Source organism: Commensalibacter papalotli (ex Servin-Garciduenas et al. 2014) (assembly GCF_000527695.1).
Classification (GTDB): Bacteria; Pseudomonadota; Alphaproteobacteria; order Acetobacterales; family Acetobacteraceae; genus Commensalibacter; species Commensalibacter papalotli.
Genome location: NZ_ATSX01000001.1, coordinates 1,272,097 through 1,296,051 on the forward strand (window position 1 = coordinate 1,272,097; position 23,955 = coordinate 1,296,051).

General features: G+C 38.6%; 22 protein-coding genes, 1 tRNA gene and 1 riboswitch. Of the genes, 4 read left to right on the plus strand and 19 right to left on the minus strand.

Annotated elements, in window-relative coordinates; genetic code table 11:
- Positions 1-3: 3 nt before the first annotated feature.
- From COMX_RS05725 to COMX_RS05775, 11 genes are all read right to left on the minus strand, one after another.
- A complete protein-coding gene (locus COMX_RS05725) occupies positions 4-591 on the minus strand; it encodes a malonic semialdehyde reductase (RefSeq protein WP_034338011.1) in 588 nt (195 codons plus the stop codon).
- Positions 592-606: 15 nt separating this feature from the next.
- Complete coding sequence (locus tag COMX_RS05730; protein ID WP_034338014.1) at positions 607-1,176, minus strand: NifU family protein; 570 nt, start codon at positions 1,174-1,176, stop codon at positions 607-609.
- Positions 1,177-1,321: 145 nt separating this feature from the next.
- Positions 1,322-2,548: a tetratricopeptide repeat protein gene (locus COMX_RS05735; RefSeq protein ID WP_034338017.1), complete on the minus strand. Its 1,227-nt coding sequence runs from the start codon at positions 2,546-2,548 to the stop codon at positions 1,322-1,324.
- 24 nt (positions 2,549-2,572) lie between these two features.
- Complete coding sequence (locus COMX_RS05740; RefSeq protein WP_235176776.1) at positions 2,573-3,013, minus strand: ExbD/TolR family protein; 441 nt, start codon at positions 3,011-3,013, stop codon at positions 2,573-2,575.
- Positions 3,014-3,032: 19 nt separating this feature from the next.
- Positions 3,033-3,488, minus strand: a complete 456-nt coding sequence (locus COMX_RS05745; RefSeq protein ID WP_051461904.1) for an ExbD/TolR family protein — start codon at positions 3,486-3,488, stop codon at positions 3,033-3,035.
- A complete protein-coding gene (locus COMX_RS05750; RefSeq protein WP_034338019.1) occupies positions 3,485-4,426 on the minus strand; it encodes a MotA/TolQ/ExbB proton channel family protein in 942 nt (313 codons plus the stop codon). Before COMX_RS05750 ends, COMX_RS05745 begins: the two co-directional genes overlap by 4 nt.
- A gap of 120 nt (positions 4,427-4,546) precedes the next feature.
- Positions 4,547-5,227: an energy transducer TonB gene (locus COMX_RS05755; protein WP_034338022.1), complete on the minus strand. Its 681-nt coding sequence runs from the start codon at positions 5,225-5,227 to the stop codon at positions 4,547-4,549.
- 64 nt (positions 5,228-5,291) lie between these two features.
- A protein-coding gene (gene prfB, locus COMX_RS05760; RefSeq protein ID WP_152534162.1) for a peptide chain release factor 2 occupies positions 5,292-6,423 on the minus strand; the annotation gives its coding sequence in 2 pieces (ribosomal slippage) (positions 5,292-6,353 and positions 6,355-6,423; 1,131 coding nt in all).
- Positions 6,424-6,494: 71 nt separating this feature from the next.
- Positions 6,495-9,023, minus strand: coding sequence for a penicillin-binding protein 1A (locus COMX_RS05765; protein ID WP_034338023.1), 2,529 nt, complete (start codon positions 9,021-9,023; stop codon positions 6,495-6,497).
- 111 nt (positions 9,024-9,134) lie between these two features.
- Entirely contained in the window at positions 9,135-10,049 is a 915-nt protein-coding gene (locus tag COMX_RS05770) for an aldo/keto reductase (protein ID WP_034338026.1), read from the minus strand.
- A 59-nt stretch (positions 10,050-10,108) separates the two neighbouring features.
- Positions 10,109-11,650 (minus strand): TerC family protein, encoded by a 1,542-nt coding sequence (locus COMX_RS05775; RefSeq protein ID WP_034338029.1) that lies wholly within the window; start codon positions 11,648-11,650, stop codon positions 10,109-10,111.
- A gap of 144 nt (positions 11,651-11,794) precedes the next feature.
- Between COMX_RS05775 and rdgB the strand changes: the two genes are divergently transcribed.
- Complete coding sequence (rdgB, locus tag COMX_RS05780) at positions 11,795-12,397, plus strand: RdgB/HAM1 family non-canonical purine NTP pyrophosphatase (RefSeq protein WP_034338031.1); 603 nt, start codon at positions 11,795-11,797, stop codon at positions 12,395-12,397.
- A gap of 20 nt (positions 12,398-12,417) precedes the next feature.
- On the opposite strand, the gene COMX_RS05785 is transcribed toward rdgB, so the two are convergent.
- On the minus strand, positions 12,418-15,021 hold the full coding sequence (locus COMX_RS05785; RefSeq protein ID WP_034338033.1) for an MMPL family transporter: 2,604 nt from the start codon (positions 15,019-15,021) through the stop codon (positions 12,418-12,420).
- Positions 15,022-15,310: 289 nt separating this feature from the next.
- On the opposite strand from COMX_RS05785, the gene COMX_RS05790 reads away from it, so the two are divergent.
- A complete protein-coding gene (locus COMX_RS05790) occupies positions 15,311-16,072 on the plus strand; it encodes an SDR family NAD(P)-dependent oxidoreductase (protein ID WP_034338036.1) in 762 nt (253 codons plus the stop codon).
- Between the two features lie 46 nt (positions 16,073-16,118).
- The gene (locus COMX_RS05795) at positions 16,119-16,736 is read left to right on the plus strand and encodes a carboxymuconolactone decarboxylase family protein (protein WP_034338039.1); all 618 of its coding nucleotides are present in this window, start codon (positions 16,119-16,121) and stop codon (positions 16,734-16,736) included.
- Between the two features lie 73 nt (positions 16,737-16,809).
- Here the strand turns inward: COMX_RS05795 and ribH are convergent, their stop codons facing one another.
- From ribH to ribD, 4 genes are all read right to left on the minus strand, one after another.
- Positions 16,810-17,289 carry a 6,7-dimethyl-8-ribityllumazine synthase gene (ribH, locus tag COMX_RS05800; RefSeq protein WP_034338042.1) on the minus strand — a complete coding sequence of 160 codons (480 nt, stop codon included), beginning with the start codon at positions 17,287-17,289 and terminating at the stop codon, positions 16,810-16,812.
- Positions 17,290-17,316: 27 nt separating this feature from the next.
- A complete protein-coding gene (gene ribA, locus COMX_RS05805; protein ID WP_152534163.1) occupies positions 17,317-18,591 on the minus strand; it encodes a GTP cyclohydrolase II in 1,275 nt (424 codons plus the stop codon).
- Positions 18,573-19,193: a riboflavin synthase gene (locus COMX_RS05810; RefSeq protein WP_034338044.1), complete on the minus strand. Its 621-nt coding sequence runs from the start codon at positions 19,191-19,193 to the stop codon at positions 18,573-18,575. The genes ribA and COMX_RS05810 overlap by 19 nt, the downstream gene beginning before the upstream one ends.
- Positions 19,175-20,350: a bifunctional diaminohydroxyphosphoribosylaminopyrimidine deaminase/5-amino-6-(5-phosphoribosylamino)uracil reductase RibD gene (gene ribD, locus COMX_RS05815; protein WP_235176778.1), complete on the minus strand. Its 1,176-nt coding sequence runs from the start codon at positions 20,348-20,350 to the stop codon at positions 19,175-19,177. Before ribD ends, COMX_RS05810 begins: the two co-directional genes overlap by 19 nt.
- Positions 20,348-20,504: riboswitch (FMN riboswitch) on the minus strand. It overlaps the preceding gene by 3 nt.
- 232 nt (positions 20,505-20,736) lie before the next feature.
- Between ribD and COMX_RS05820 the strand changes: the two genes are divergently transcribed.
- A tRNA-Thr gene (locus COMX_RS05820) sits at positions 20,737-20,811 on the plus strand.
- 136 nt (positions 20,812-20,947) lie between these two features.
- On the opposite strand, the gene COMX_RS05825 is transcribed toward COMX_RS05820, so the two are convergent.
- The 3 genes from COMX_RS05825 to COMX_RS05835 all read right to left on the minus strand — a co-directional run bounded on the left by COMX_RS05825 (position 20,948) and on the right by COMX_RS05835 (position 23,911).
- Positions 20,948-22,099, minus strand: coding sequence for a hypothetical protein (locus COMX_RS05825; protein WP_034338050.1), 1,152 nt, complete (start codon positions 22,097-22,099; stop codon positions 20,948-20,950).
- Positions 22,100-22,194: 95 nt separating this feature from the next.
- Complete coding sequence (locus COMX_RS05830) at positions 22,195-23,313, minus strand: hypothetical protein (RefSeq protein ID WP_034338053.1); 1,119 nt, start codon at positions 23,311-23,313, stop codon at positions 22,195-22,197.
- 79 nt (positions 23,314-23,392) lie between these two features.
- Positions 23,393-23,911 (minus strand): hypothetical protein, encoded by a 519-nt coding sequence (locus COMX_RS05835; RefSeq protein ID WP_034338056.1) that lies wholly within the window; start codon positions 23,909-23,911, stop codon positions 23,393-23,395.
- Between the last annotated feature and the right edge of the window lie 44 nt (positions 23,912-23,955).

Below are 23,955 nucleotides of genomic sequence, written 5' to 3' on the forward strand. Positions count from 1 at the left end.
ATTTTACAACATCAAGCAAGCATCTTCGAATTCAAGCCGAGGCAAGCGTTCATCTTGCTGATCTTGTTTAGCATAACCCAAACACAACAAAAGATTAGAATGCCATCCTTGTTCTTCAAAGAATAAACTATCCACCATAGAATTATCAAACCCTGACATTGGCCAGACATCTAATCCCAAGGCTCTGGCTGCCATAATAAAATATCCACCTTGTAATGTCGAATTACGAGATGCGGTTTCTTCCGCAAAAGGAATATCTTCAGCATACCAAGAGCGCAGCTCTGCTTCTGGGTAAAGCCTTGGCAATTCTTCATAAAATAATGGATCTTGAGCAATAATCGCAATAACAGGGGCGCTAAGTGCGTTATCTACATTGCCAGTAGATAACGCAGAACGCAGTTTTTCTTTGCTGACTACGTGGGTTAAAAATGCAAAACGGCCTGGCTGACAATTACCAGAAGTCGGTGCTAATTTGACAAGATTATAAAGCTGCACCAATAAAGCAGGTTCTACTTCTTTATTCTGCCAAGCCTTTGGTGTTCTGGCATGCTCAAATAATTGTTGTATCGCTGATTCTGGCAAAGGGTTCATTACATTTCCCCTTTTCTAAAAATCAACTTTTTCTACAGAAACCAAATCAGGTAAATGACGGCGTAAAATTGTTTCTACACCATGTTTCAATGTCAATGAGGAAGATGGGCATCCTTGACATGCACCTTGCATTTTCAAGTAAACACACCCTTCTTTATAACCATGAAAAATAATATCCCCACCATCACGTGCCACTGCGGGTCTTATTTCATCATCTAAAATATCTTTAATTTTATCAACAATTTCTTGATCTTCCGCAGATATTTCCATTGCGTTCATATCCGAAGCACCAATATCCATTTTGATCATAGTTTTTCTTGTTAATAAAAATTCCATCATTATGGAGATAACAACACCTTTTAAAGATTTCCAATCTTCAGAAATATCTTTGGTGACTACTATAAAGTCAGTACCGAAATAAATTCTCTGAATACCTTCAATGTCAAACAAAGCCTGAGCCAAAGGAGAACATGCTGCATCTTCTCTATTAGAGAATTCTATCGCTTGATGATCTTGTAAAATTGTACGACCCAAAATAAACTTCAATGCATTTACATTAGGTGTTTCTTCAGTGTGGATCATCATTACTCCAGAGTCCTATTATCAGCAATTATAGATTATAAAATTGTTATTTCTTTTATGCTGTTCTGCATAAATAAGCAAATATTTACTAAAAGATAATGGTAAACTTGTTAATATATATAACATAATTAACATTTCATTATCCAAATTACTTAGCTTGTAACTTCATTAACCACAAACTAGCAAGCTCGGCAGGAACATTTTTCCCGGTTATTGTTTTTAAAATTGTAACCGCTTTATTTTTTTGCCCAAAACTTTGCTCTGTTACCGCATATTGTAATAAAGCAAGATTCCGATCTGTTAATGGTTTTGTTAATGCAGCCTGCATCATCTTTGGCCCTTCGGTAACTTGACCATTCCAAAATTGATCATATCCTAGTGCAAATAAAGCATTACCAGAACTATCCTTTTCTGCTTGTGCCAATTTAACAGGATAATCTGCTTTTTCTTTATCAATGATTTTTCCAAGATATTCTTCAAAACGTAATATGCGTTTTTGATCACTTTTTTCAAATAAGTTTTTACTGTGGATCTTAGCCATAGCTTGCATTGCCATATAAGGGTACCCTGATTGGATCGCAAGCTCTGCCATAGTCATATATTCATCTGCTGTGGTTAACTGACCTGTTTTTTCTCTAAAATTCCAAACTTCTAATTCAACTTGAGGGGGCATGCCCTTAGTCGCAATCAAAGAGCTTATCACATGAGACCAATATTCGGGTTTGGGGTAATGCAGCGCAAGTTGCATATAGCTGTGTCGTAGCCCCTCTTTATCGCCTAATTTCATTTGGCAATTCACCATAAATTGCCACTGTGTTTCTGCTGGGATAGACCCTTTTTTGAGCTCTGCATCAATTTGCTTTTGTTGTTCAGTCAAAGCAGATTTATAATCATTATTCAAAAAATAAGATTGAATTAACAAAGTCTGCATATGAGGATTATTTCCACCCGCTTTGAAATATTGTTCAATATATTGGGTGGCTTGAGCGTATTTTTTAGCACGATATGCCATCGTGGCTTGTGCTAAAATTGTTTGGCTACGTTGTTCTTTGGTCAGTCTGCTTGAAGATAGTAAATGACTATATCCAGCCAAAGCCTCGTCCACTTTGTTTTGCTTTACCGCAGAAGCAATTTGCAGTTGCGTGATAATGTCACGTTCATAAGGAGTCGCATTACTGATAGATTGAGCCTCTTTAATTGCAGCATCAGCCTGAGCATACGCCCCTTGCTTCATCAACTGTTCCGCCTTCTTCAACGGCACAGCCATCTTGTTACTGACAACATCTTTGGCATGGACTGTATTCATACCAATGCTTATGCCAGAGGTTAAAAAGGTTGCTACGAGCAAACTGCGTATCCAAACTGATTTTTCCATTATTTTATACTCAATCCCTACCTATTATTGCGCCATAATCCCGATTTTTTTTATCCCTAATCGCTGAGCATCAGCCAGAATAATCGCAACAGTTTTATAACTAGCCAACCTATTAGGTTTGATAAACAGAGTTGGCTGATCAGCAAGAGCCGCAACCTCTTTGAATTTTTGTTGCAACGCATCCTCACCGGCAACTGTCTGACTGTCAATAGAAATCGTATTATCGAAATCAATCCCAATCGTTAAGCTAGGGGGTGGTTCAGCAGTTACGGGCTCACCTCTACCCAAAGCCAACTGTACAGATTGAGTTTGTAATGGAATCGTAATGATCAACATTACTAATAAAACCAGCATCACGTCAATCAAAGGGGTCGTATTAATATTAACGATGACCTCTTCTTCCTCTGTGCTTTTTTGCATAGTTAGGCGGCGCATTTGTCGGGTTCTTAATGTATTATTATTCATAATTAATAATCCTTATCCCCTAGCCTGGCTTTGGAGGTTGCGTAATAAAGTCAACGCGAGTAATACCTGCTTGTTGACAAGCTTCAACAACTTTCCCCACAAATTCATATCGGGCATTAATATCACCACGAATTTGAATCTGAGGTTGAGGTTTTAACGCGGCAATTTCAGCCAGTTTGGTGCTTAATACGCTGACATCTGCAAGCGGTTGCTCATTCCAATAAATTTGTCCTTCTGCATTAACAGCAAGAACAATATTTCCTTGCTTTACCATCGTAAGATGACTCATGCGCTCAGGCAAATTAACTTGAACCGAATGTGTTGCCACAGGAATAGTGATCAAGAAAATAATCAATAAAACTAACATAATATCAACCAGAGGGGTTGTATTAATTTCAGAAACGATTTCGTTTTCCGCGCCTTCCATTCCCCCATAATCCCCACCACCACGGGGGCCACCTAGGTGAATGCTCATGAAGCGTCACTTTCCTTATTTAATGTATTTTTTTGTTGAGGATTTCCCCCAATTAATACACATTGAACATCAGCTGTAAAATTACGTGCTTGATCCATAACAACTTTGTTGCGACGGACTAAAAAGTTATATCCTAGAACTGCTGGAACCGCTGTTGCCAAACCAATTGCTGTCATAATCAATGCTTCACCCACTGGACCTGCCACTTTATCCAAAGTTGCCTGGCCGGCAATACTGATTGCAGAAAGCGCATGATGAATACCCCAAACCGTTCCAAACAATCCAACAAAAGGTGCCGTTGAACCAACTGTTCCAAGAAAAGCCAATCCACTTTGTAAACGCCCTTGAATTTGATCCAATGCACGATGCAAGCTCATTGAAACCCAGCTATATAAATCAATCGAATCTTGCAAAGCACCTTTGTGATGTTGTACTGCCTCAATTCCATTTTCTGTAATATAACGATATGGAGATTGTGCACCAAGCACTTCAGCACTTTGTTGTAAATTTTTTTGTTGCCAGAATTTTTTACGATTCACTTCTTTGAAAGCACCAGACACACGATTTTGTGCAATGACTTTGACGACAATCATATACCAAGAACCAATAGACATAATCGCCATAATTAATAAGGTAATCCGAGAAACAATATCGCCACTAGACCATAATGCTTTTAATCCATAAGGATTTTCCGCAGGTTGGGATATAACCGCTGGGGTTGCAGAAGCTCCTTGTTGCTCTGGTCCTGAGGCTATCGCTGATTGAGGTGCGGCAGGGGCAGGTGCCGTTGAAGGAGACGCCTGAGCAGCAGCAGGTTGTGCTGGGGCAGCATCTTTATTGGGTTGCTGTGCCATAGTTGTTTGATTAGCTGCCACAGCCATTGCCAACACAAAGGCAATAGGGGCAATACGATGAACAAAATGATAACGCTTACTCATAATTCAAAAATATTCCTCAACAAAACAAAAGCAAATGATTCAAAGATAATTTAATCTTAATATTAATTTAGCATACACAAAATGATTAATAGATTTCTAACAATATCAACCAACTCAACCTTATAACTTGAAGTTAATCGTATAACGGTGCCCTATCTCTTTAATCGGGGAGCCATTCTTAGTCGCTGGTCGATAACGTGCACTATTCACATATTTCAGAGCGGCTTGGACAAAAGATTGCCCCCCAGAAGAGCTGATTACATGGCAATTACTGGTAGAACCCGTCACCTCAACATCACAAGATACAATCACACGCCCCTCTTTTTGCGCTGCTTCCATATCAGGTGGATATTCAATCTGAGCTCCATTCAAAGGACGACTGCCAGCACTTCGATCTGGTTTGCCAACATTAGGATTCCCTGATTGTCCCTGTCCCTCTGTTCCAGTTGGTGCACTCGGAGCGGGAGCAACGGTAGTTTTAGGAGGCGCCTTCTTAGTCGGTTTTTTCATCACAGGTGGCGGTTTTGGCTGAGGAGGCGCTTCTGTATTAATCGGCGGTGGCTCTATTTCAGGTGGAGGCGGCACAATCATCTCGGGTGCTGGCGGTTGTGCCGCAGCAGCTGCGGATTCAGAAGACGCAACGTCAACGATTTGAACCTGAACAGGTAGAGTATCAGGTTGTTGTTTTTTAGGAGCTGATAAAAATACCACCAAAAGCCAGATTACCAGAATGTGAAATAAAACAACCCCAATAAATCCAACAATATGTTCAACTGGATGGCGTTCATTCAAAGTGACCATCAATCAATGCTTCCTATTCATTTGTATAAACATAACCATCCACCCTTATATAGTATAACCTTACCTATGATGCCTGAGCACTCGCCTCTGAACGTGTTGCCCCAACGCGTAATGCCAAAGCCGCTGCCATAAACTCATCAAGTTCACCATCCAAGACAGCTTGAGGATTAGTTTTCTCAACTTCTGTACGCAAATCTTTAACCAATTGATAAGGTGCCAATACATATGATCGTATTTGATGTCCCCACCCAATATCTGTTTTACCTGCTTCAGTCTCAGCCGCCGCCTCTTCTCTTTTTTTCAATTCAGCCTCGTACAATCGTGCCTTTAACATTTCCATTGCTGTGGCACGATTACGATGTTGCGAACGATCTGTTTGACAGGCAACTACAATCCCTGTTGGCATATGTGTAATTCGAATGGCAGATTCTGTTTTATTAATATGCTGTCCGCCCGCACCAGAGGCTCTATACGTATCTACCTTTAAATCAGATTCATTAATATCAATTTGAATCGAATCATCAATTACAGGATAAACCCACACCGAAGCAAACGATGTATGACGACGTTTTGCTGAATCAAAAGGAGAGATACGTACCAACCGATGCACCCCGGCCTCTGACTTTAGCCAGCCATACGCATTCATACCACTTATTTGCAAAGTCGCTGATTTAATTCCTGCCGTTTCACCTTGCGTACTTTCCATAAATGTTACTTTATATCCACGCTGTTCAGCCCAACGCGTATACATGCGCAGCAACATTTCCGCCCAATCCTGTGCTTCTGTACCACCTGCGCCAGAATTGACCTCTAAATAACAATCATTACGATCAGCTTCACCAGATAATAGGCTTTCAATCTCTAAACGCTTAACTTCTTTTTCTATCGCTTTTAGATTTTTCAAAGCATCATCAACAATACCCTGATCCCCCTCAATCTCAGCCAATTCAATCATCTCAAGATTATCTTTGCAATCTTGTTCTAGCTTACAAACCAACGCGACTTGATTGGCAAGAAACGTTCTCTCTTGCATCATTTTTTGCGCTTTATCAGCGTCATCCCATAAATTAGGATCTTCAATCTGATGATTTAACTCAGCAAGCCTATCTTGTGCGACATCCCAGTCAAAGATGCCTCCTCAGCAGCTCTAATGACTGCTCTATCACTTGATAAATGGCTTCGCTTTCTGTGGACATAACCCCTCTACTTCCAATTGCAAATAATTCTTAATGTTAATAACAATAATTTTTAATTAATACAAGCCCAATTAATACAAACCACCCATACCAATATTTTCACCAGGGGCAGACGCTGGAGAGGCAGTTTTTGGTTTAATTGTGCCACCTTCATTAACATAATCCCCAGAATATCCACCTCCCATACTCTCTTCTGAATCTGGAACATTTTCAGCACCTGTATCTGCAGCGCTTAACGCACCTGTTGCTATACCTGGGCTTAGGTTAATACTGCCACCTGGGGTTTGACCATCTTTAAATGCATCAGTAACCATACCCTTGCTGGTGCTATAACTGGCCATAAAAACACCAGCAGGTTTGATAAATTCTCTTTTTGGATAGGTTGGTAGTACTTCTTTCATATAAGCATTCCAAACAGGGCCTGCAATCACACCCCCAGCCATACCTTTACCCAATGTCTTTGGAGAATCAAACCCAAACCATACAATCGTTACAACATCAGGTGAAAACCCTGCAAACCAAGCATCATTGAAATTCTGCGAAGTTCCCGTTTTCCCTGCAATCGGGGTATCAATACCTTTGCTCGCAGAAAAACCAGTTCCTCGGCGCATCACATCTTCCATCATTGTGATAATTTGATAAGCGCTTTGTTCAGATACTGCACGCTTTCTATTATCTGTAAAAGTTGGTAATTGATTAGGATCGGTTACATTATTCGCTTGAAACGCATCAGAACGCCAAATCACTTTTCCATTTCGATCTTGGATATAATCCACCGTAGTAGGTTTCACAATTGCCCCACCCGAAGCGATGCTGGCATAAGCCCCTGCATGCCGCAAAACTGTTGTTTCAACAGCACCTAGCACAGCAGGCAGGACTTTCGGCATAGAATCTACTTCACCCAAAGCAACTGATAAATTAGCGATCGCATCCATCCCAATTTGAGCGGCTAGACGAATAGTAATAATATTTCGAGAATAACGCAGGCCATTATGCAGCGCAGTTGGACCCCAAAAACTGTGTTCATAGTTATTAGGATGCCAATCCCCTACAGAAAACGGGGCATCCATAAAAATCTGTGATGGTAAAATCCCTTTTTCCATCGCAGCTAGATAAGCGATTGGCTTAAACGAAGAACCTGGCTGACGCAAAGCTTGGGTAGCACGATTAAATTGAGACTCTGCAAAAGACCAACCACCAAACATAGCCAAAACACGCCCTGTTCGAACGTCCAAAGAAACCAAAGCACCTTCAACTTGAGGAATTTGGCATAACTCAACCTGATTTCCTTCTGATTGAGGCTCAATCATAACGATATCACCGTCTTTTAACGGACGACGTTTTGACCAACTCAAACTTTTTGATAAAATTGTTCCTTGATGAGTTGTCGCATTTTTTCCGCCATCAACCCAGCCAACAGAACCCGTTTTGGCATTTAAAACAATTGCCAAACGCCAATTAGGTAACATCCCAGTAGGCAATTTCTGTTTTTTTAGATTTTCAACCCATTGTGATATAGCATCGTCACCAAGATGAGCCACAGCCCCACGCCAACCATGATTACGATCATATTTAATTAAAGCCTGACGCATTAATTTAGTAGCTAGGGCTTGGTTTTTTAGGTCCAAACTTGTATGAACTTCTAGACCACCTTGCATTGTCTTTTCAAGACCATAACGATCAATCAAATCACGACGAACAGCCTCGCCAAACCATTCTGTACCTGCAGTTGGCCCACGTCTGCCACTAACATTTTTAGAAGATAAAGGTTCATTTTGTGCTGCAACCTTTTCTTGTTGAGTAATCGCCCCTGTTTCAGCCATACGGCTTAATACAAAATCACGTCGTTGTTTGGCAGCATCTGGCTTACGAAATAAATCATAATTATAAGGAGATTTCGGTAAGCCGCCTAAATAAGCAGCCTCCGCAGTAGTCAGTTGGTCTAAATTTTTATGAAAATAAATTTGCGCTGCAGCTGCAACCCCATAAGCCCCTGCCCCAAGATAAATTTCATTAAGATAAATCTCAAGAATCTGATCTTTGCTAAGGGATTGCTCTATACGCATTGCCAAAATGGCTTCTTTGATTTTGCGTTCCAGCTTTCGATCGTTATTTAACAACATATTACGAGCGACTTGCTGAGTAATTGTTGATGCGCCAACTAAACGCTTACCATGCACACGAAACACATCTTGAATAAGCGCCCTGGCAATTGCCATAGGATCTACACCACCATGAGTATAGAAATTTTTATCTTCTGTTGCAATGAACGCATCCCTGACTTTTTGAGGAATAGCACCAATAGGAACAAACAACCGACGTTCGGCAGCAAGTTCTGCAACCACGTGATCATCATTAGCGTATATTCTGCTCATCACTGGAGGAGAATAATTGCGAAGCCCCTCAATCGTAGGCAACCCCTTAACCGCACTTGAATATTTTATCCATACAGCCAGCCCGCCTCCAACAAGAACAAAGAGAAATAGCCCCGTAATACTGCCAATCAACAAGCGCCAAAACCGATAACGAGGGCGAGGCTGTATTGAAACGGGACGTTTACGTTTAGAGTTGGGTGGTATATCAGGGGTTTCAGGAGACATATGAATTAGGCTCTATTCTCAAAATAACGATTAAAATAATCCAGCTAATTGTCTTATATACAGATTTTCTTAAAAAATGAAAATAAGTCAAATAAAATGATCAGTGAAAAATTACTCATCCTTCAAATATAATTTGACCGAATTTTTCCTTTTCCCCCATATTTCTGCCCCTTCTTGGCTTAAATACTTATACTCCGCATCAGATAAACCAATATTGGCTGCTGCAACATTTTCCTCTAAATGCATAACCTTTCCGGTTCCCGGGATAGGAATCATAAAATCTCCACGCTTTAATAACCATGCTAATGCAACTTGACGTGCTGTTGCGTGCTTGGACTTCATAATTTCTTTTAACACATCGCCTTGTGTGAACTCCCCTTGATCCAAGGGCGCATACGGAATAAATGCAATATTATTATCTTGGCAATATTGCACAACAGCCTCTGATTCTCTGTTAATCAGATTATATTTATTTTGTACAGATACAACTTTAAAGAATTGTTGTGCTTTTTCAATCTGTTTAATTCCCACCGCAGATAACCCAACATGACAAATTAAACCTTCTTGCTGCATTTTAGCAATCGCTTCAAATTGCACTTCAGCTGGCGTATCTTCTGCCACACGGTGTAACTGCCAAAACCGAATTTCATTCAATTTTAATCGACGCATGCTCATTAAAACACACTGACGCAAATAATCAGGGCTGCCAATAGGACGCCAAATATCAGGGCCATGACGCGTATGACCACCTTTAGTGCCAATTAATAAAGAAGAAGGATAAGGATATAAAGCTTCACAAATTAAATCTTCACTGATAAAGGGGCCATAACTATCGGCTGTATCAATAAAATTTACACCTAACTCCACCGCACGTTTGAGCGTAGCAATAGCCTCATTACGATCTTCGGGTTCGCCCCAAACACCTTTACCAACAATACGCATGGCACCAAAACCCATACGATTAATTTCTATTTCGCCACCAATTTTATACGTGCCTGCTTTTGATATATCAATCGTTTGAAGCATTTCATTTTCCTCTTTTACAATATCTTGATCATCATTAATGCGTTAAGAGTAGTATGTTACTACTCATTTTCGTTCGATGCTTGTATTTTCGTAATGCGAACTAATTCAATACGATAATCCTTCATTTCTATAACTTCAAATCGTAACCCTTGAAATTCTATGATTTCACCGATGGTCAGAATTCTTTTATACTGTGCAAAAAGAAAACCTGCCAAAGAAACGTACTCTTCGTCATGATCAAAAAAAGCATCACAATTCAAAGTCATCATCACTGAATGAATATCCGTAGAACCTTTAACTAGCCAACTATCCCCATCTTTGATAATTTTCGACGTTTCATCTTCATCCAAAAACTCTCCAGCAATGGCTTCTAATACATCAACAGGGGTTGCAATTCCTTGAACCGTATCGAATTCATTAGTAATAACAACTAAACGTCCTTTGGCTTTTTTCAAAATTGGCAATAAATTAATAACGTCGATCATATCGGGAACGATAATCGGAGGATGCTGTGCTGCAAATTCTACTACGTCCTCTTTATTATTTACAACCATTAATAAATCTTTGGCTCTGACTACACCGATAATATTATCCAAATCCCCTCGGCAAACTGGGAAAATATTATGGGGTGTCTCTAGAATTTGTTTTTTTATTTCCTCTGGTGAATCTTCACAATCAATCCAAGAAACTTCAATTCTAGGGGTCATAATACTGCGTAAAGAACGAGACGCTAAGGTTAAGACCCCATTAATCATGTAACGCTCTTCTTCTGCAAAAACTTCTTGAGATGCTTTATCAGAGTTCCCTTCTTGTTGCTCTGAACGATTTGATCCAATTAAACGCAGAATTGTTTCAGCTGTACGATCACGAAATGGCCGCTTTGATTGGTTTTTAATAAAATTACGTCGTGCAATTTGGTTAAAGAATTCAATAAGCAAAGAAAAGCTAATCGCAGCATAAATATACCCTTTGGGAATATGAAACCCAAGCCCATCTGCAACCAACGTCACGCCAATCATCATCAAAAAACTAAGGCAAAGCACAACAATCGTCGGATGTGCAATGACAAAGCGCGTCAAAGACTTTGATGCATAAATCATCACCATCATAGAAACGATAACTGCTGCAAACATAATTGGCAGCTCGTCTACCATACCGACGGCAGTAATCACTGAATCCAACGAGAATACAGCATCCAAAATAATAATTTGAGTAATCACTACCCAAAATTTAGCATTGCCTTTACCTTGATTATCTTGATGCTCATGCCCCTCAAGGCGTTCATGTAGCTCTGTTGTAGCTTTAAATAGCAGAAAAATACCACCAATAATCAAAATTAAATCTCGAACTGAAAGCGTAAAGCCTCCATATTCAACTAGTGGCTTGGTCAGTGTTACTATCCATGAAATAATAGAAAGCAACCCTAGCCGTGTAATCATTGCTAAAACCAAACCTAATATTCTGGCTTTGTCTCGTTGATTAGCAGGTAGTTTATCAGCAATAATTGCGACAAAGACAAGATTATCGATCCCTAGGACAATTTCTAAAACAATCAGCGTTATTAACCCAGCCCAGGCCGAAGGATCAAGTAAGAGTTCCATATATCTTTCTCATAATAGTAAAAAGGCAATTTCATTATTATTAACATAATAATACAAAAAAATATTTATATCTCTCTATAGACCATGCCAGTATGTTAAAAATAATCAAGTTGATTTTATTTATAGAATAAAGAAGAAATTTTTATGACCAATTATCGTAAAATAGAGCATGGTTCAAAACTGGTAGTTGCCACCCACAACGCAGGAAAAGCACAAGAAATCAGAAGCCTATTGGCCCCTTTTGAAATTCAAACCTATTCGGCTGGGGATTTAAACTTGCCAGAACCTGAGGAAACAGGATCAAGTTTTTATGAAAATGCAAAAATCAAAGCTTTGGCTGCTACGCAAAAATCAGGATTACCCAGCTTGGCTGATGATTCTGGCTTTTGCATTAATGCACTTAATGGAGATCCTGGAATTTATTCCGCGCGTTGGGCAGGCCCAAACAAGGACTATTCAATGGCAATGCGCACCATGTATGAAAAACTAGGAAAAAGCAAAGATCGCTCTTGTTATTTTATTTCTGTACTATGCTTGGCTTTTCATGATGGTGTTACTTTTGAATTCGAAGGAAAGATTGACGGAAAATTCATTTGGCCAGCAAGAGGGCAAAATGGCCATGGTTATGATCCTATTTTTCAACCCAAAGGATATTCTGTCACTTTTGCAGAAATGACAGAAAAAGAAAAGAACACAATCAGCCACCGTGGGTTGGCTTTTCAACAATTTATTAAAAACTGTTTCTAAGCCATTAATGTTCCTGCCCTTTATTTCTCGTCAATATCACGTTTCGGTAATAACGCGGGAACTAACCCCAATGTCACAGCTAACGTACATCCTAACGAAATCAACAATAGAACTCCCATACTGGCTGTTCCAGGGTGTGCAGAAGCTGCCAGTGCACCAAAAGCTGTTCCAGTTGTCAAAGCAGAAAATAAAACAGCTCTGGCAGTAGGGGACGCCAATGGCTCTTTTAATTGTTCACGCCAATTCATTACAAAATAAATATTGAAAGATACACCAACACCTAAAAATAACGGTAAAGTAATAATATTGGCAAAATTCAAAGGTTGACCAATCACAACAATCACAATGATCGCCATTAACCCTGATAAAATCAAAGGAACCAATACTAAAATCATATCTAACACACGACGTAATGCAATAAATAAAATAATTGCCAACGCAATAATAGCCATAATTGCCGCGATGATAAAAGAATGAACAACCGTTTGCGCACTTTCGACGATATCAACAACGGTGCCTGCTGCTTTTGGGGCTACAGTGCGAACTTGCTTAACAAAAGCAATAATTTGATCGGTTGTTAGATCAATACCTTTAGGATAAACTTCTACTCTTAATCTTCCATCTTTTGTTTTATATTGATCGGCAAGCTCAGCTGGAATATCTTTAGAAGTTGTCAATGTTGGTGTTAAAATCATTTGCAGTCGTTGCAATTGATAAGGCAAAAATTTTACCAAATTATCATTCATAGCAATTAATTGATCATCTGGCATTGTTTCAATTTTTTTCAAGGCAACTTGCATCCGAAGTAAAGGACTATCTTTAGGTAGATCGTTTTGAATTGAATCCAACTCTTGAACCATCTTTACAACAGATTGACGCAACTCTTGTGCTGTAGGTTTAGCCTTAGAGCTTTGTATAGACAATGTAGGTAGTAAAATAGAAGCAGCATCTTGTAGCATCAACATTTTTTGTTGTTGCTTCTCAGGAATAAACGAATCTAGCCAAACAACACTTTTAACTGTAGGAAGTTTTTTAAGCTTTTCAGCCATTTCTTTGGCTTCCTCAGGGGTATTGACAATAATATCTGCGGTATAAGGCGATGTATTAGGATCACCCATCATCTTTTTCAAAGCCATCATTCCTTCGGAACGAGGATCTTTGGTATGAAAAGGATCTGCATCAAAAACAACTTTTTGATCAACTAATAAGAAAATACCAATTGCTCCCAAAATGGCATATACGGTAATAATTCCAAAACGATATTGACGTATTTTTTTATCTAGAGGCTTCAACCATGGGAAACCAGCATCTTTTTGTACAACACTCGGACGTAACACTGAGAGTAACGCAGGTAAGAAAGTAACCGTGCAAACAAACGCAATGAACATCCCAATACCAGCAATCAAGCCTAGCTGCTTCACACCAATAAAGTTCGTTGGCGTAAATGCTAGGAAACCTGCCGCTGCTGCAACCGCTGCGGTAAAAATTTGATGTCCAGCCTCGTATCCTGTATGTGACAAAGCGTGGGTTAAACCATCTTTTTCATTCTTACTAATACGATCCTGCCCCCTAAAACGAACGCAAAATTGTATTCCAAAGTCAACAGCAATACTTACAAATAAGATAGCAAATGAAATTGAAATAAGATTTAACGTTCCCACCGCTATAGAGGCAAACCCCGTTGTCAGATCAAGACCAATAAACAATAACAGCAAAATTGGAATAATTAATCGCCAAGTGCGAACAGCCATAAACAGCCATCCTGCAACCAAAACAAAAGATACAAATAATCCAATAATCATCCCATGTAAAACGGTCGAGAACTCTTCATCATTAATCTGAGCATCTCCAGTCATGTAGACTTTGACAGCACCACTTTTAACATAAGGTAAATTATTCATTGCATTGCGCAAGATTTCAGAAGAAACCCCTGAAGGCCTAATTGAATTTAAATCCAATTTAGGTTTCGCAACAACCAATTGATATTTACCACCCAACTCTGACAATTTTCCTGAAAGACTTCTTTCCCAAGAAAACGGCTGGATACGGCCTGAGGCGTTTTCTGTTATAACATCTGCAAATCCATTTAACGCATCATTATATTGCGCCAGATCTATTTGTTTTTCTTTTACCCCTATGGTTACCATTCCCAGAGTATCAAATAATCCACGAGCAGACGGATCTGCGGAAAGGCTGCTTAAAAATGGTTGTGCTTGAATAATATTATTCAAAGTTGTTTCAAGCAATTTAGGAGGTAAAAATAACAGCCCATTTCGAACTAAAAACGGATCATTTTGTAAAGACTCTACGAAATCAAAATGTTTTTTATCATCTTTTAATTGTTTGACCAGCGCTTGTGCGCTTAACTCACCCTCTTCTGGTATTTTAGATTCAATTAATGCCACCAATAAATTTTCTCGTTGGGGAAAATCTTTACTCATCTGATCAGAACGTTTTTTCCAATCCATACTGGCAGAAAACATCTTGGTTGTATCGGTAGTAATCTCTAGGTTTTTATATGCTACCAAGGCAGAGGTTATTGCAATTACAATATAAAACAAGATAACAAACCAAGCATGGCGAGAACAAAAAGCCACCACACGCCCAATAAATGTGGACATCATTGGCAAAAAACCCCTTTAACCTCAATATCGATATAAAATTAATAAGCAGAAATAACCGCACAAGTTAGATATATAAAAAAACAAAAATATCCTTGTCTTATTAAATAGAAATAAAAAGAAAATAAAACAACCTTTATATCTACTCAAACACAAAAAGAACCCATTTAAAATAGAATACATAATTGATAATGATATTATTTCATAAAAATATTGAATTTGCTTTGGCTAATCAATCTCTAATATCTTTATTATACTACCCCAATTATTCCTTTAACTGTAAAGAACAATTATGCAAACGTATTTTAAAAATAAAGTTGCCTTAATCACAGGTGGGGCTCAAGGAATAGGGTTTGATACCGCCAAAGCTTTTGCAGATCAAGGTGCAAATGTCATTATTGCGGATTATAATGAAAAACAAGCCCAGATAGCTGCCCAAGAAATTAATAAACAGGGTAACACAGCTATTGCGATCACTTGTGACGTAAGTAAAGAAGATCATGTCAAAGCAACTATCACACAAATTATTGATCAATTTGGACAATTAGACATAGCCTTTAACAATGCTGGAGTTCAAAGCCCTGTAACAAATATTGCCGATTTAACTTCGGAAGAATATGACCGCACCCTTAATATCAACCTGAAAGGTGTCTGGTTATGTATGAAATATGAACTCTTACAGATGCGAAAACAAGGTAGTGGTGTGATTGTAAATTGCTCTTCTTTGGGAGGACTAGTTGGGGGTGTTGGACGCGCCGCCTATCATGCAACAAAACATGGGGTGCTGGGCCTAACCAAAAGTGCTGCGCTGGAATATGCCATCCAAAACATTCGTATTAATGCCATTTGCCCTGGTACTATTGATACCCCTATGGTTGAAAAAATGTTCGAAACTGGAGATTTATCCCGTGAAGATCTAGCACGCGTACAACCCATCGGGCGATTAGGCAAAGGATCAGAAATTGCAGATGCTGTTTTATGGCTATGTAGTCCTGCATCCAGCTTTGTTATTGGTCAATCCATCTCTGTTGATGGTGGTTATATTATTCAGTAATGATGAAATTATTTATTTTTATAGTCAAATTATATAAGGAGAACCCATGACATATCTCAACACTAAACAACAAGCCATGATACCTATTGCTGCTTTTACAGCGAATGGTAAACTTGACCATCTTTCTTTAGCAATTATTAATGGTTTAGAAAATGGGCTGAGCATCAATGAAATTAAAGAAATTCAAATACAACTTTACACTTATGTTGGCTTTCCCCGCGCCATTAATGGTATTTCTACATTAATGGCTGTTGTTAACGAGCGTAAGTCTAGCAATATTCATGATGAAGTCGGTAAAGAAGCCACTCCGATTGCAGAAAATATCGATATCCTTGCTATAGGAACTGAAGTTCAGACACAACTGGCTGGGAAAGTAGTCGAAGGGCCCTTATTTGACTTTGCTCCAACGTTAAATCAATTTTTACGTGCCCATTTATTTGGTGATATTTTTATACGCGATGTTCTTAACCATCAAGACAGAGAAATTGCTACGATTGCAGCCTTGGCAACCATACAAGGTGCCGACGCACAGTTAAAAGCGCATTATGGAATTGCATTGAATACAGGATTAACACAAATACAATTACAAGAAATCACTCAAATTATAACTTCTAAAGTCAATGAAGATACAGGCAACTATGCTAAAAGGATTCTAAAACAGTAAAATTTTTACCATAAACAAAAAAAACGGCCAAGCTCATTAAAGGCCTGACCGTTTTTAAATAGACTGTTATATTTTAGATTTTTTGAAGTAATACCAAGCTTTCAACACAAGCGGCAACGGCTTCACGACCTTTGTTTTCTTCATTGTCTTCAGAACGATCTTGCGCCTGTTCTGAAGTATAAGTTGTCAAAATACCAAAGGTTATCGGTGTTTCAGTCGCTAGGGATGCTTGCATAATACCAATCGTTGCGCCAAGACTGATAAACTCGAAATGAGCCGTATCCCCTTTAATCACACAACCTAAACAAACAACACCATCATACTTCCCACTTTTCGCCAATTTTTGTGCAATTAATGGTAACTCAAAAGCACCAGGTGCATAAAATAGATCTTCTTCTGCGTTAAAAGGGATTTGATGTTCTGCTAACCATTCCTGAGAACCTTTAGCAAGACCACCCGTAACTCTTTTATTAAAACGACTGACCACAATAGCAATACGTGGCATTGTTTTAAATTCAAAATTCGTCAAAGACTGTGGTGCTTGTTTAATCATTTCAAAAGACTTTCGATATAATAAGAATTATTGATCAATTTTTTTAGAGGTCAAAGCATGTCCCATACGATCTCTTTTGGTTTTTAAATAAGATACATTATGAGGATTAGCTTCAATTTCAATCGCAACACGATTTCTTACAGAAAAACCTTGCTTCTCAAGCATTTCGACTTTGTCCATATTATTCGTAAGCAAATCAAGCCCTTTAATGCCTAACTTCTCTAAGATCGCTCCAGCAACTTTCCAATCACGCATATCCGCGGCAAATCCCAAGCGATGATTAGCTTCTACTGTATCTAGACCTTGGTCTTGCAAAGCATAAGCTGAAATCTTATTAAATAAGCCAATCCCACGCCCTTCATGTCCACGTAAATATATTACAACACCTTTGTCAGACTCACCAATCATCTTCATAGCCTTGTGCAACTGAGGACCACAATCACAACGCAAAGAACCTAATACATCCCCAGTCAAACATTCTGAATGCAACCGAACCAAGGGTATTTTAGCATCATCAGAGGAAAAATCCCCTTTCATAATGGCCAAATGTTCATTCCCTTTCAAGTCAACGAAAGACTGAACCGTAAAATCTTCCCCACCGTAATAATTCGGTAAATTAGCAACCTCTCCTGCCCTTACAAGTGCAATTAAAGGATCAACGGGTACCGCATCATATTGTTTACGCCATTCAATAATAGCAGATACGCTCACCAAAGGAATTTGGTGCAGTTCAGCAAATTCCTTTAAATCTGCCATTCTAGCCATTGTGCCGTCTTCATTTAACACTTCACAAATAGCAGCAACAGGTTTTAACCCTGCCATTTTAATTAAATCAATTGAGCCTTCTGTATGACCATCTCTCGCTAAAACCCCATTTGGATCAGCAACCAAAGGAAACATATGACCTGGACGAACAATATCGTTGGCTGTGACATCATCCTTCATCACGACTTCAAAAGTTTTCGCGCGATCATCAGCAGAAACACCTGTGGTAATTCCCTCTTTAGCTTCAATAGAAATCGTAAAAGCTGTTTCATGAGGTGACGTATTATGCTGTGCCATTTGATATAAATTAAGCTGTTGAGCTTTTTCAGCCAACATCGGCATGCACAAAATCCCTCGAGCGTGGGTAATCATGAAATTAATGATTTCAGGGGTTACAAACTCACCCGCAGCAACCAAATCACCTTCATTTTCACGACCTTCATCATCAACCATCAATACCATTTTACCTGCACGTAAGGTATCAACAGCAATTTTAAGCTCAGGACTTAACGTCTTGATCATTTCTGGACTAAACATAAATTCTCCACATACTTTGCAATAATATCTACTTCCACATTCACCATATCGCTAGGGAATAAATGCCCCAACGTCGTATGTTCCCAAGTATGGGGAATAATCATGATATGAATAATAAACTCATCTGAACCAGCTCTATCTGCACCAATTTCACCAACACCATTTAGGGTCAAGCTAGTACCATCAATCGCAATGGAGCCTTTTTCCACAACATATTTTCTTAAGGATGCAGGAAATGCAAAGAATACTTTATATGCATCCCCACTTTGTTCTGCTTTGATGAATCTAGCAGTCGCATCTACATGCCCTTGGACAATATGACCCGATAAACGCGTTGAAGGAGTTACCGCACGTTCTAGGTTAACACGCTTACTTTTTTGTAACTTTTTCAAATTGGTTCGGTTTAACGTTTCAGAGCTAATAAAAAATGTCGCACGCCCTTTATCATCATATTTAATAACCGTCAAACAAACACCATTCACAGCAACGCTTTCACCCATGGAAAGATCTGTAATACCCGTATCAACCTCAACGACTATAGCCTCAGGTTCATGCGTTACACTGTGAATCGTTCCCAATGATTCTATGATACCAGAGAACATAACTCTTCCTTTTCAAAATGAAACTGAACATCGGATAAAAGCTGACGTGTTGGGAAAGCCGTATGCTTGGAAATAATATTCACATCATCTTCACCTTGTGTTTGCTGGCGAATAGTCAACCATTCATCCCATAATTGCCGTTGACGAAATTCTTGTAATAATAAGGGGCCAGCCTCTACCATTGCCCACATGACTTTATGTGCATATAGAAGCTCTGGCAATCTTTCCAAATCATTACAAAGCAGCAAAGAAAAACCATTTGCTTTGGCTTGCTCTATATATTGTTCAGACAAAGCATCTTCTAATTTTTCTTTGGCTTGGCTGCAAATTACCAATAAACGGGTTTTTTCTGGATGGTCAGGCACATGGCGAACGGTAAAAGATGGAATATCCATTTTAATCGTATTCACCCCTGTAATAATTGCTTCTGTCCCTCGACGCAGTTGATGTGCCAAAGTTAAAGATCTAGAAGAAGTAAAGGTTTTTTGACCTTTGGGTGGCACCATAGAGCCTGAAACGTTCAAAGCTTGTTTAACAGTAATCCAAGCTTTGTGTTCAAGCATAAATTTAGTAAATGGTGCCAACAAATCTACACATTGTTGATGCCAATATTGCGCCATTATTGAAAGGATATCTTCAAGTAAAAAGACCTCTTTACCTCCTTCTTGTAACCTTACGTGACCTGCTCCACAAACATATGGGTTAGGATCTTTTACCCCAATCCATATTCTTTTAGCAGGGCTTTGCAATAATGCTTCAGAACAAGGAGGTGTTCGCCCAGTATGGTTACATGGCTCCAAAGTTACAATAACATCAGAAATCCTATCCCACACTCCAAGATCTTTACATTGCTGCAAGGCCAAAGCCTCTGCATGGAGTGTGCCTGCTTGATGATGAGCTGCAACCGTTAAGAGATTCCCTTGTTCATCCAAAATAGCACAGCCTACGGGGGGATTGGGCGCAGTACGCCCTACATATTGCAAGGCTTCATTAATTGCACATTGAAACCCATTTACAATTTTTTCAGAAAATTCAACTTTATTGAATAAAGTTGAATGAATGCGTGCTTGCATTTTAAAATCAGTCCTTTGCTCTGGACGCACGCGGGCACATATGCCAAAACTTGTCGCATATTTTACTATGAACAGCCTCAGCATCGTTCTTTCTCATCCGGACTATGACCGTCGGCTTCGGAATTACACCGAAATCTGCTTGACCTTATGTTATTTCTAACATAAGCGCTCACGGGCTTAGAAATATTGCTATTTCATCACCGCCGGTGAGGAGTTTCACCTCGCCCCAAGAACGTCGTATTAATTTATATAATTAAGAGTCGTCATGACTCTTAATTATTAATCTAGGTTTATTTAGCCAAATGATCAATACTTATAGCTATAATTTGATTAAAAACGATCAAAAAAAATCGCTTCCCTCTCAATTTTACACTAAACTATAAAAAAAATTACTTTTTTATCATTTTTTACTTGTGTTCGAACATAAAATATTGCATAGAACAATCCAACAAGCGTTATAACGCTGAAATGCCGGATTAGCACAGTGGTAGTGCAGCGGTTTTGTAAACCGAAGGTCGGGAGTTCAAATCTCTCATCCGGCACCATATATCCTTCCCACAACCTATATGATTATAATATCTTCAGGCTGAAGCAAATAATATACTTTAATTCTGCATAAAAAAAATATCCGAAAAAGAGTGACTTTTAAAACTATTATTAAGCTTAAGTTGAAATCAATAATCAATCTGGAATATAAGTAAAATTTCTTTGGCTCTCAACATTCGCATATGTTCCCGGTGAAGTCTCAGGAAATCCTACAGGAAGTATTGCTTGAACAATACAATCTCCATCCTCGACATGAATAGGTAAATTTTTATTTCCAGAAGCACTACCAACAACACTATTACGACCACTCCCAACAAGGGTAAAGTCAGAAATAATCGTAGATGCTGGCCATAACACTGGTGATGGATTAGGTGCAGCGCCTAATCCAGCAGGACCTTGAGTTTGGAATTTTTGATCTGTTCTCTGTCCGACAGTATCTTTTTTGAAACCAGCGTAACAACTGTTATGTTTTAAAACAGCTGTTACATACCTTACAGACCATCTTTCTTTAGAAGTAAGGGCACCAACTGATACGGAAGCATTCCCACCAACGGCGGTAATTATTCCTGGTCTAACCACTCCATTACCTCGTCCTGGGCCGCTAACAACAGGATAAACAACGTTTGCATTATATCTTGTTTTTGTATAAGTATCAAGATCAATAGTAAATTCACCATCCAGTGCAGGACGAATTGGCAGAAGTGAATATTGAAGTTGTAAGTCTGCTTTCATAGTATAGGGTTTATTTTGAAAGTCAGTACCATCAAAATTAACCGTAACATATCCGCCTCTTTCAGTATCCAGCACAGTGTCATACTGGTTAGTGTAATCAAAATTATATACTTGTTTACCTGCTTCAGTTTGTTTAACAATACCACTAGCAAGTCCAAAATGATTACCACTGCCATATGCACTATCTAAACTATAAATTATACCCCCGTCAGAAGGGCATTTTCCTTGGTTGGGGCATTTACTTATATCCTTAATAAAATCTACACCAAACAAAGTTTCTGAATATGTGATCTCTTTACCATCAGCATTGAGATTTGCTTGTGTCTCTGTTGAAAATTGCCCTTTAACACCCTTTAATACTGGAGTTCCAGGCAAATCGTCAGGAAACTTAAAAAGATAAACATTTTTAGCTGTAAAATCTTTTGTTGATTTCGTTAGTGCTGCCTTGATGTCTAATGTGCGATAATGATCTGGAAAATCAATCGCCTTTGAAGCTTTAGAGCCTAAAAAAATAGAAAAAGCGCATAGTGCGCTTGTATATAGTAATTTATTCATAATTTTATCCTTAAAAAAATAGCGTTTAATAACGCATTATAAAAAAAAACCACCCCGAATGGAGTGGCTTAAAAAAAGTAGTAATTACAATTTATTTAGTCTGGAACAGTCCTTATATAAACCTGACTTTCCATATTCATGTTACTTCCTGATCCTGTTGTTCGATCTCCATAAGGAAGCGCTGCTTGCACAACACAATCCCCATTTTCAACATGAATAGGTAACTTTTGATTTCCATTGGCTTGTGCCATTATACTATCTCTATCTTTACCTGCCGAAGTAAAGTCTGAAATAATGGTTACATCAGGCCAAAATACAGAGGATGGATTAGGATCATTACCTGTCCCTGTTTTATCATTCCAAAAAAACTTTGTAGGGCCATGTTTCTTAAATGCAATTTGACAGCTATTTTTTTTATAAACTGCAGTTATATAGCGGACAAACCAATTCCCTTTATTGTGAATAGAAACAGCAGAAGTCGCAACATTTCCATTTACAGCATAAATAGTTCCTGGTCGTAACACACCATAACCTTTACCTGAGCCACTCTTTACAGGTAAAACGATATATGCATTTAAAGCAGGATTTTTTAGATTATAAGCACCAATAATAAACTCTCCGTCTAGGCCGTTTGTTATTGGTTCAAATGTATATTTAAGTTGTAAATCCACTTTCATCGTATACGGATAACCTGTGAAATCCGTACCGTCAAAAACAACTATTCCACAACCTTTATCTCCAGTATTAATATGAATACCTATATCCTTAGGCAGCATATAATCTACATCAGATAGTTGTGTGCTATTTCCTTTTGTCTGTTTAATAATATTTTGCACTAAAGAATATCGGGTATATTTATTAGCTAAATCTTGATAACTTGATACTGCCTCTCCAACTTTGGGACAGTTATTTGAAGAATAATCAACAGCGAACAGTGTTTCTGAAGAAGTTATATCTTTACCATCCTTATCAAACTTAGCCTGAGTGGTTGTCGAAAACTGACCCTTGACCCCCTTAAAAACAGGCTCTCCTGGCAAATCATTAGGGAAATTAAAAGGGAAAAGATGCTTGACTTGAAAGCTTTTCGTCTGTTTTGTTAACTCAGCCTTTACATGCAACGTTCTATAATGTTCTTTAGGATTTTCTGCATTAACAGATGTTATCGAAAACAACATTCCAAAAAAAAGACTATATATATATAACGATTTTACCATAACGTCCTATTTCCCTTAATATTATAAGATAAATATCATGGACGAAAATTTAAAAATTAAAAAGAAATTCTTTATTTAACTAGACATCAATTGCTTGCTGAAAGCGATCGACATTATCCTGCCAAACGGCTTTCCCTAGTGCTGTATTATAATATTTTTTATGATATTGCGCCATTGCAATGGCATCATTCCCAAAAGGTAATGCTGTTGGAACCCTAAGATAAAAAACTCTACACATAGCAGCTGCAAAAAAAATGTTACCTGTCATTGTGGTTGGTTTAGGAATACCGTTTGCGTCCGTATTCCATTCACCCGCGATATTTTTGAGTAATGCTGCAAGATGGCTACGTTTAGGGCCAGCCAAAAAATTCTTCCAAATATCATTATAGGTTGCAGGTTCCATTTGCATCGCACCCACCGCAGGTCCTTTGCCAAGCTGTTTTAAATAAGTTGATCCACCAGCATATCCTTCTGCAAGGAATGTACCTGTAACTTGGTTAATCGCTCTGACGCCACCCAAACCTAAATAATCCAAGGCTGGTTGAATAATTTCATTTTTTAAATGAGGAATATAAATCCCTCCTGTGACTTTTGCCATTGTATGTAATCCTTTTGATTTTAATAAAAAAAACCACCTGTTTA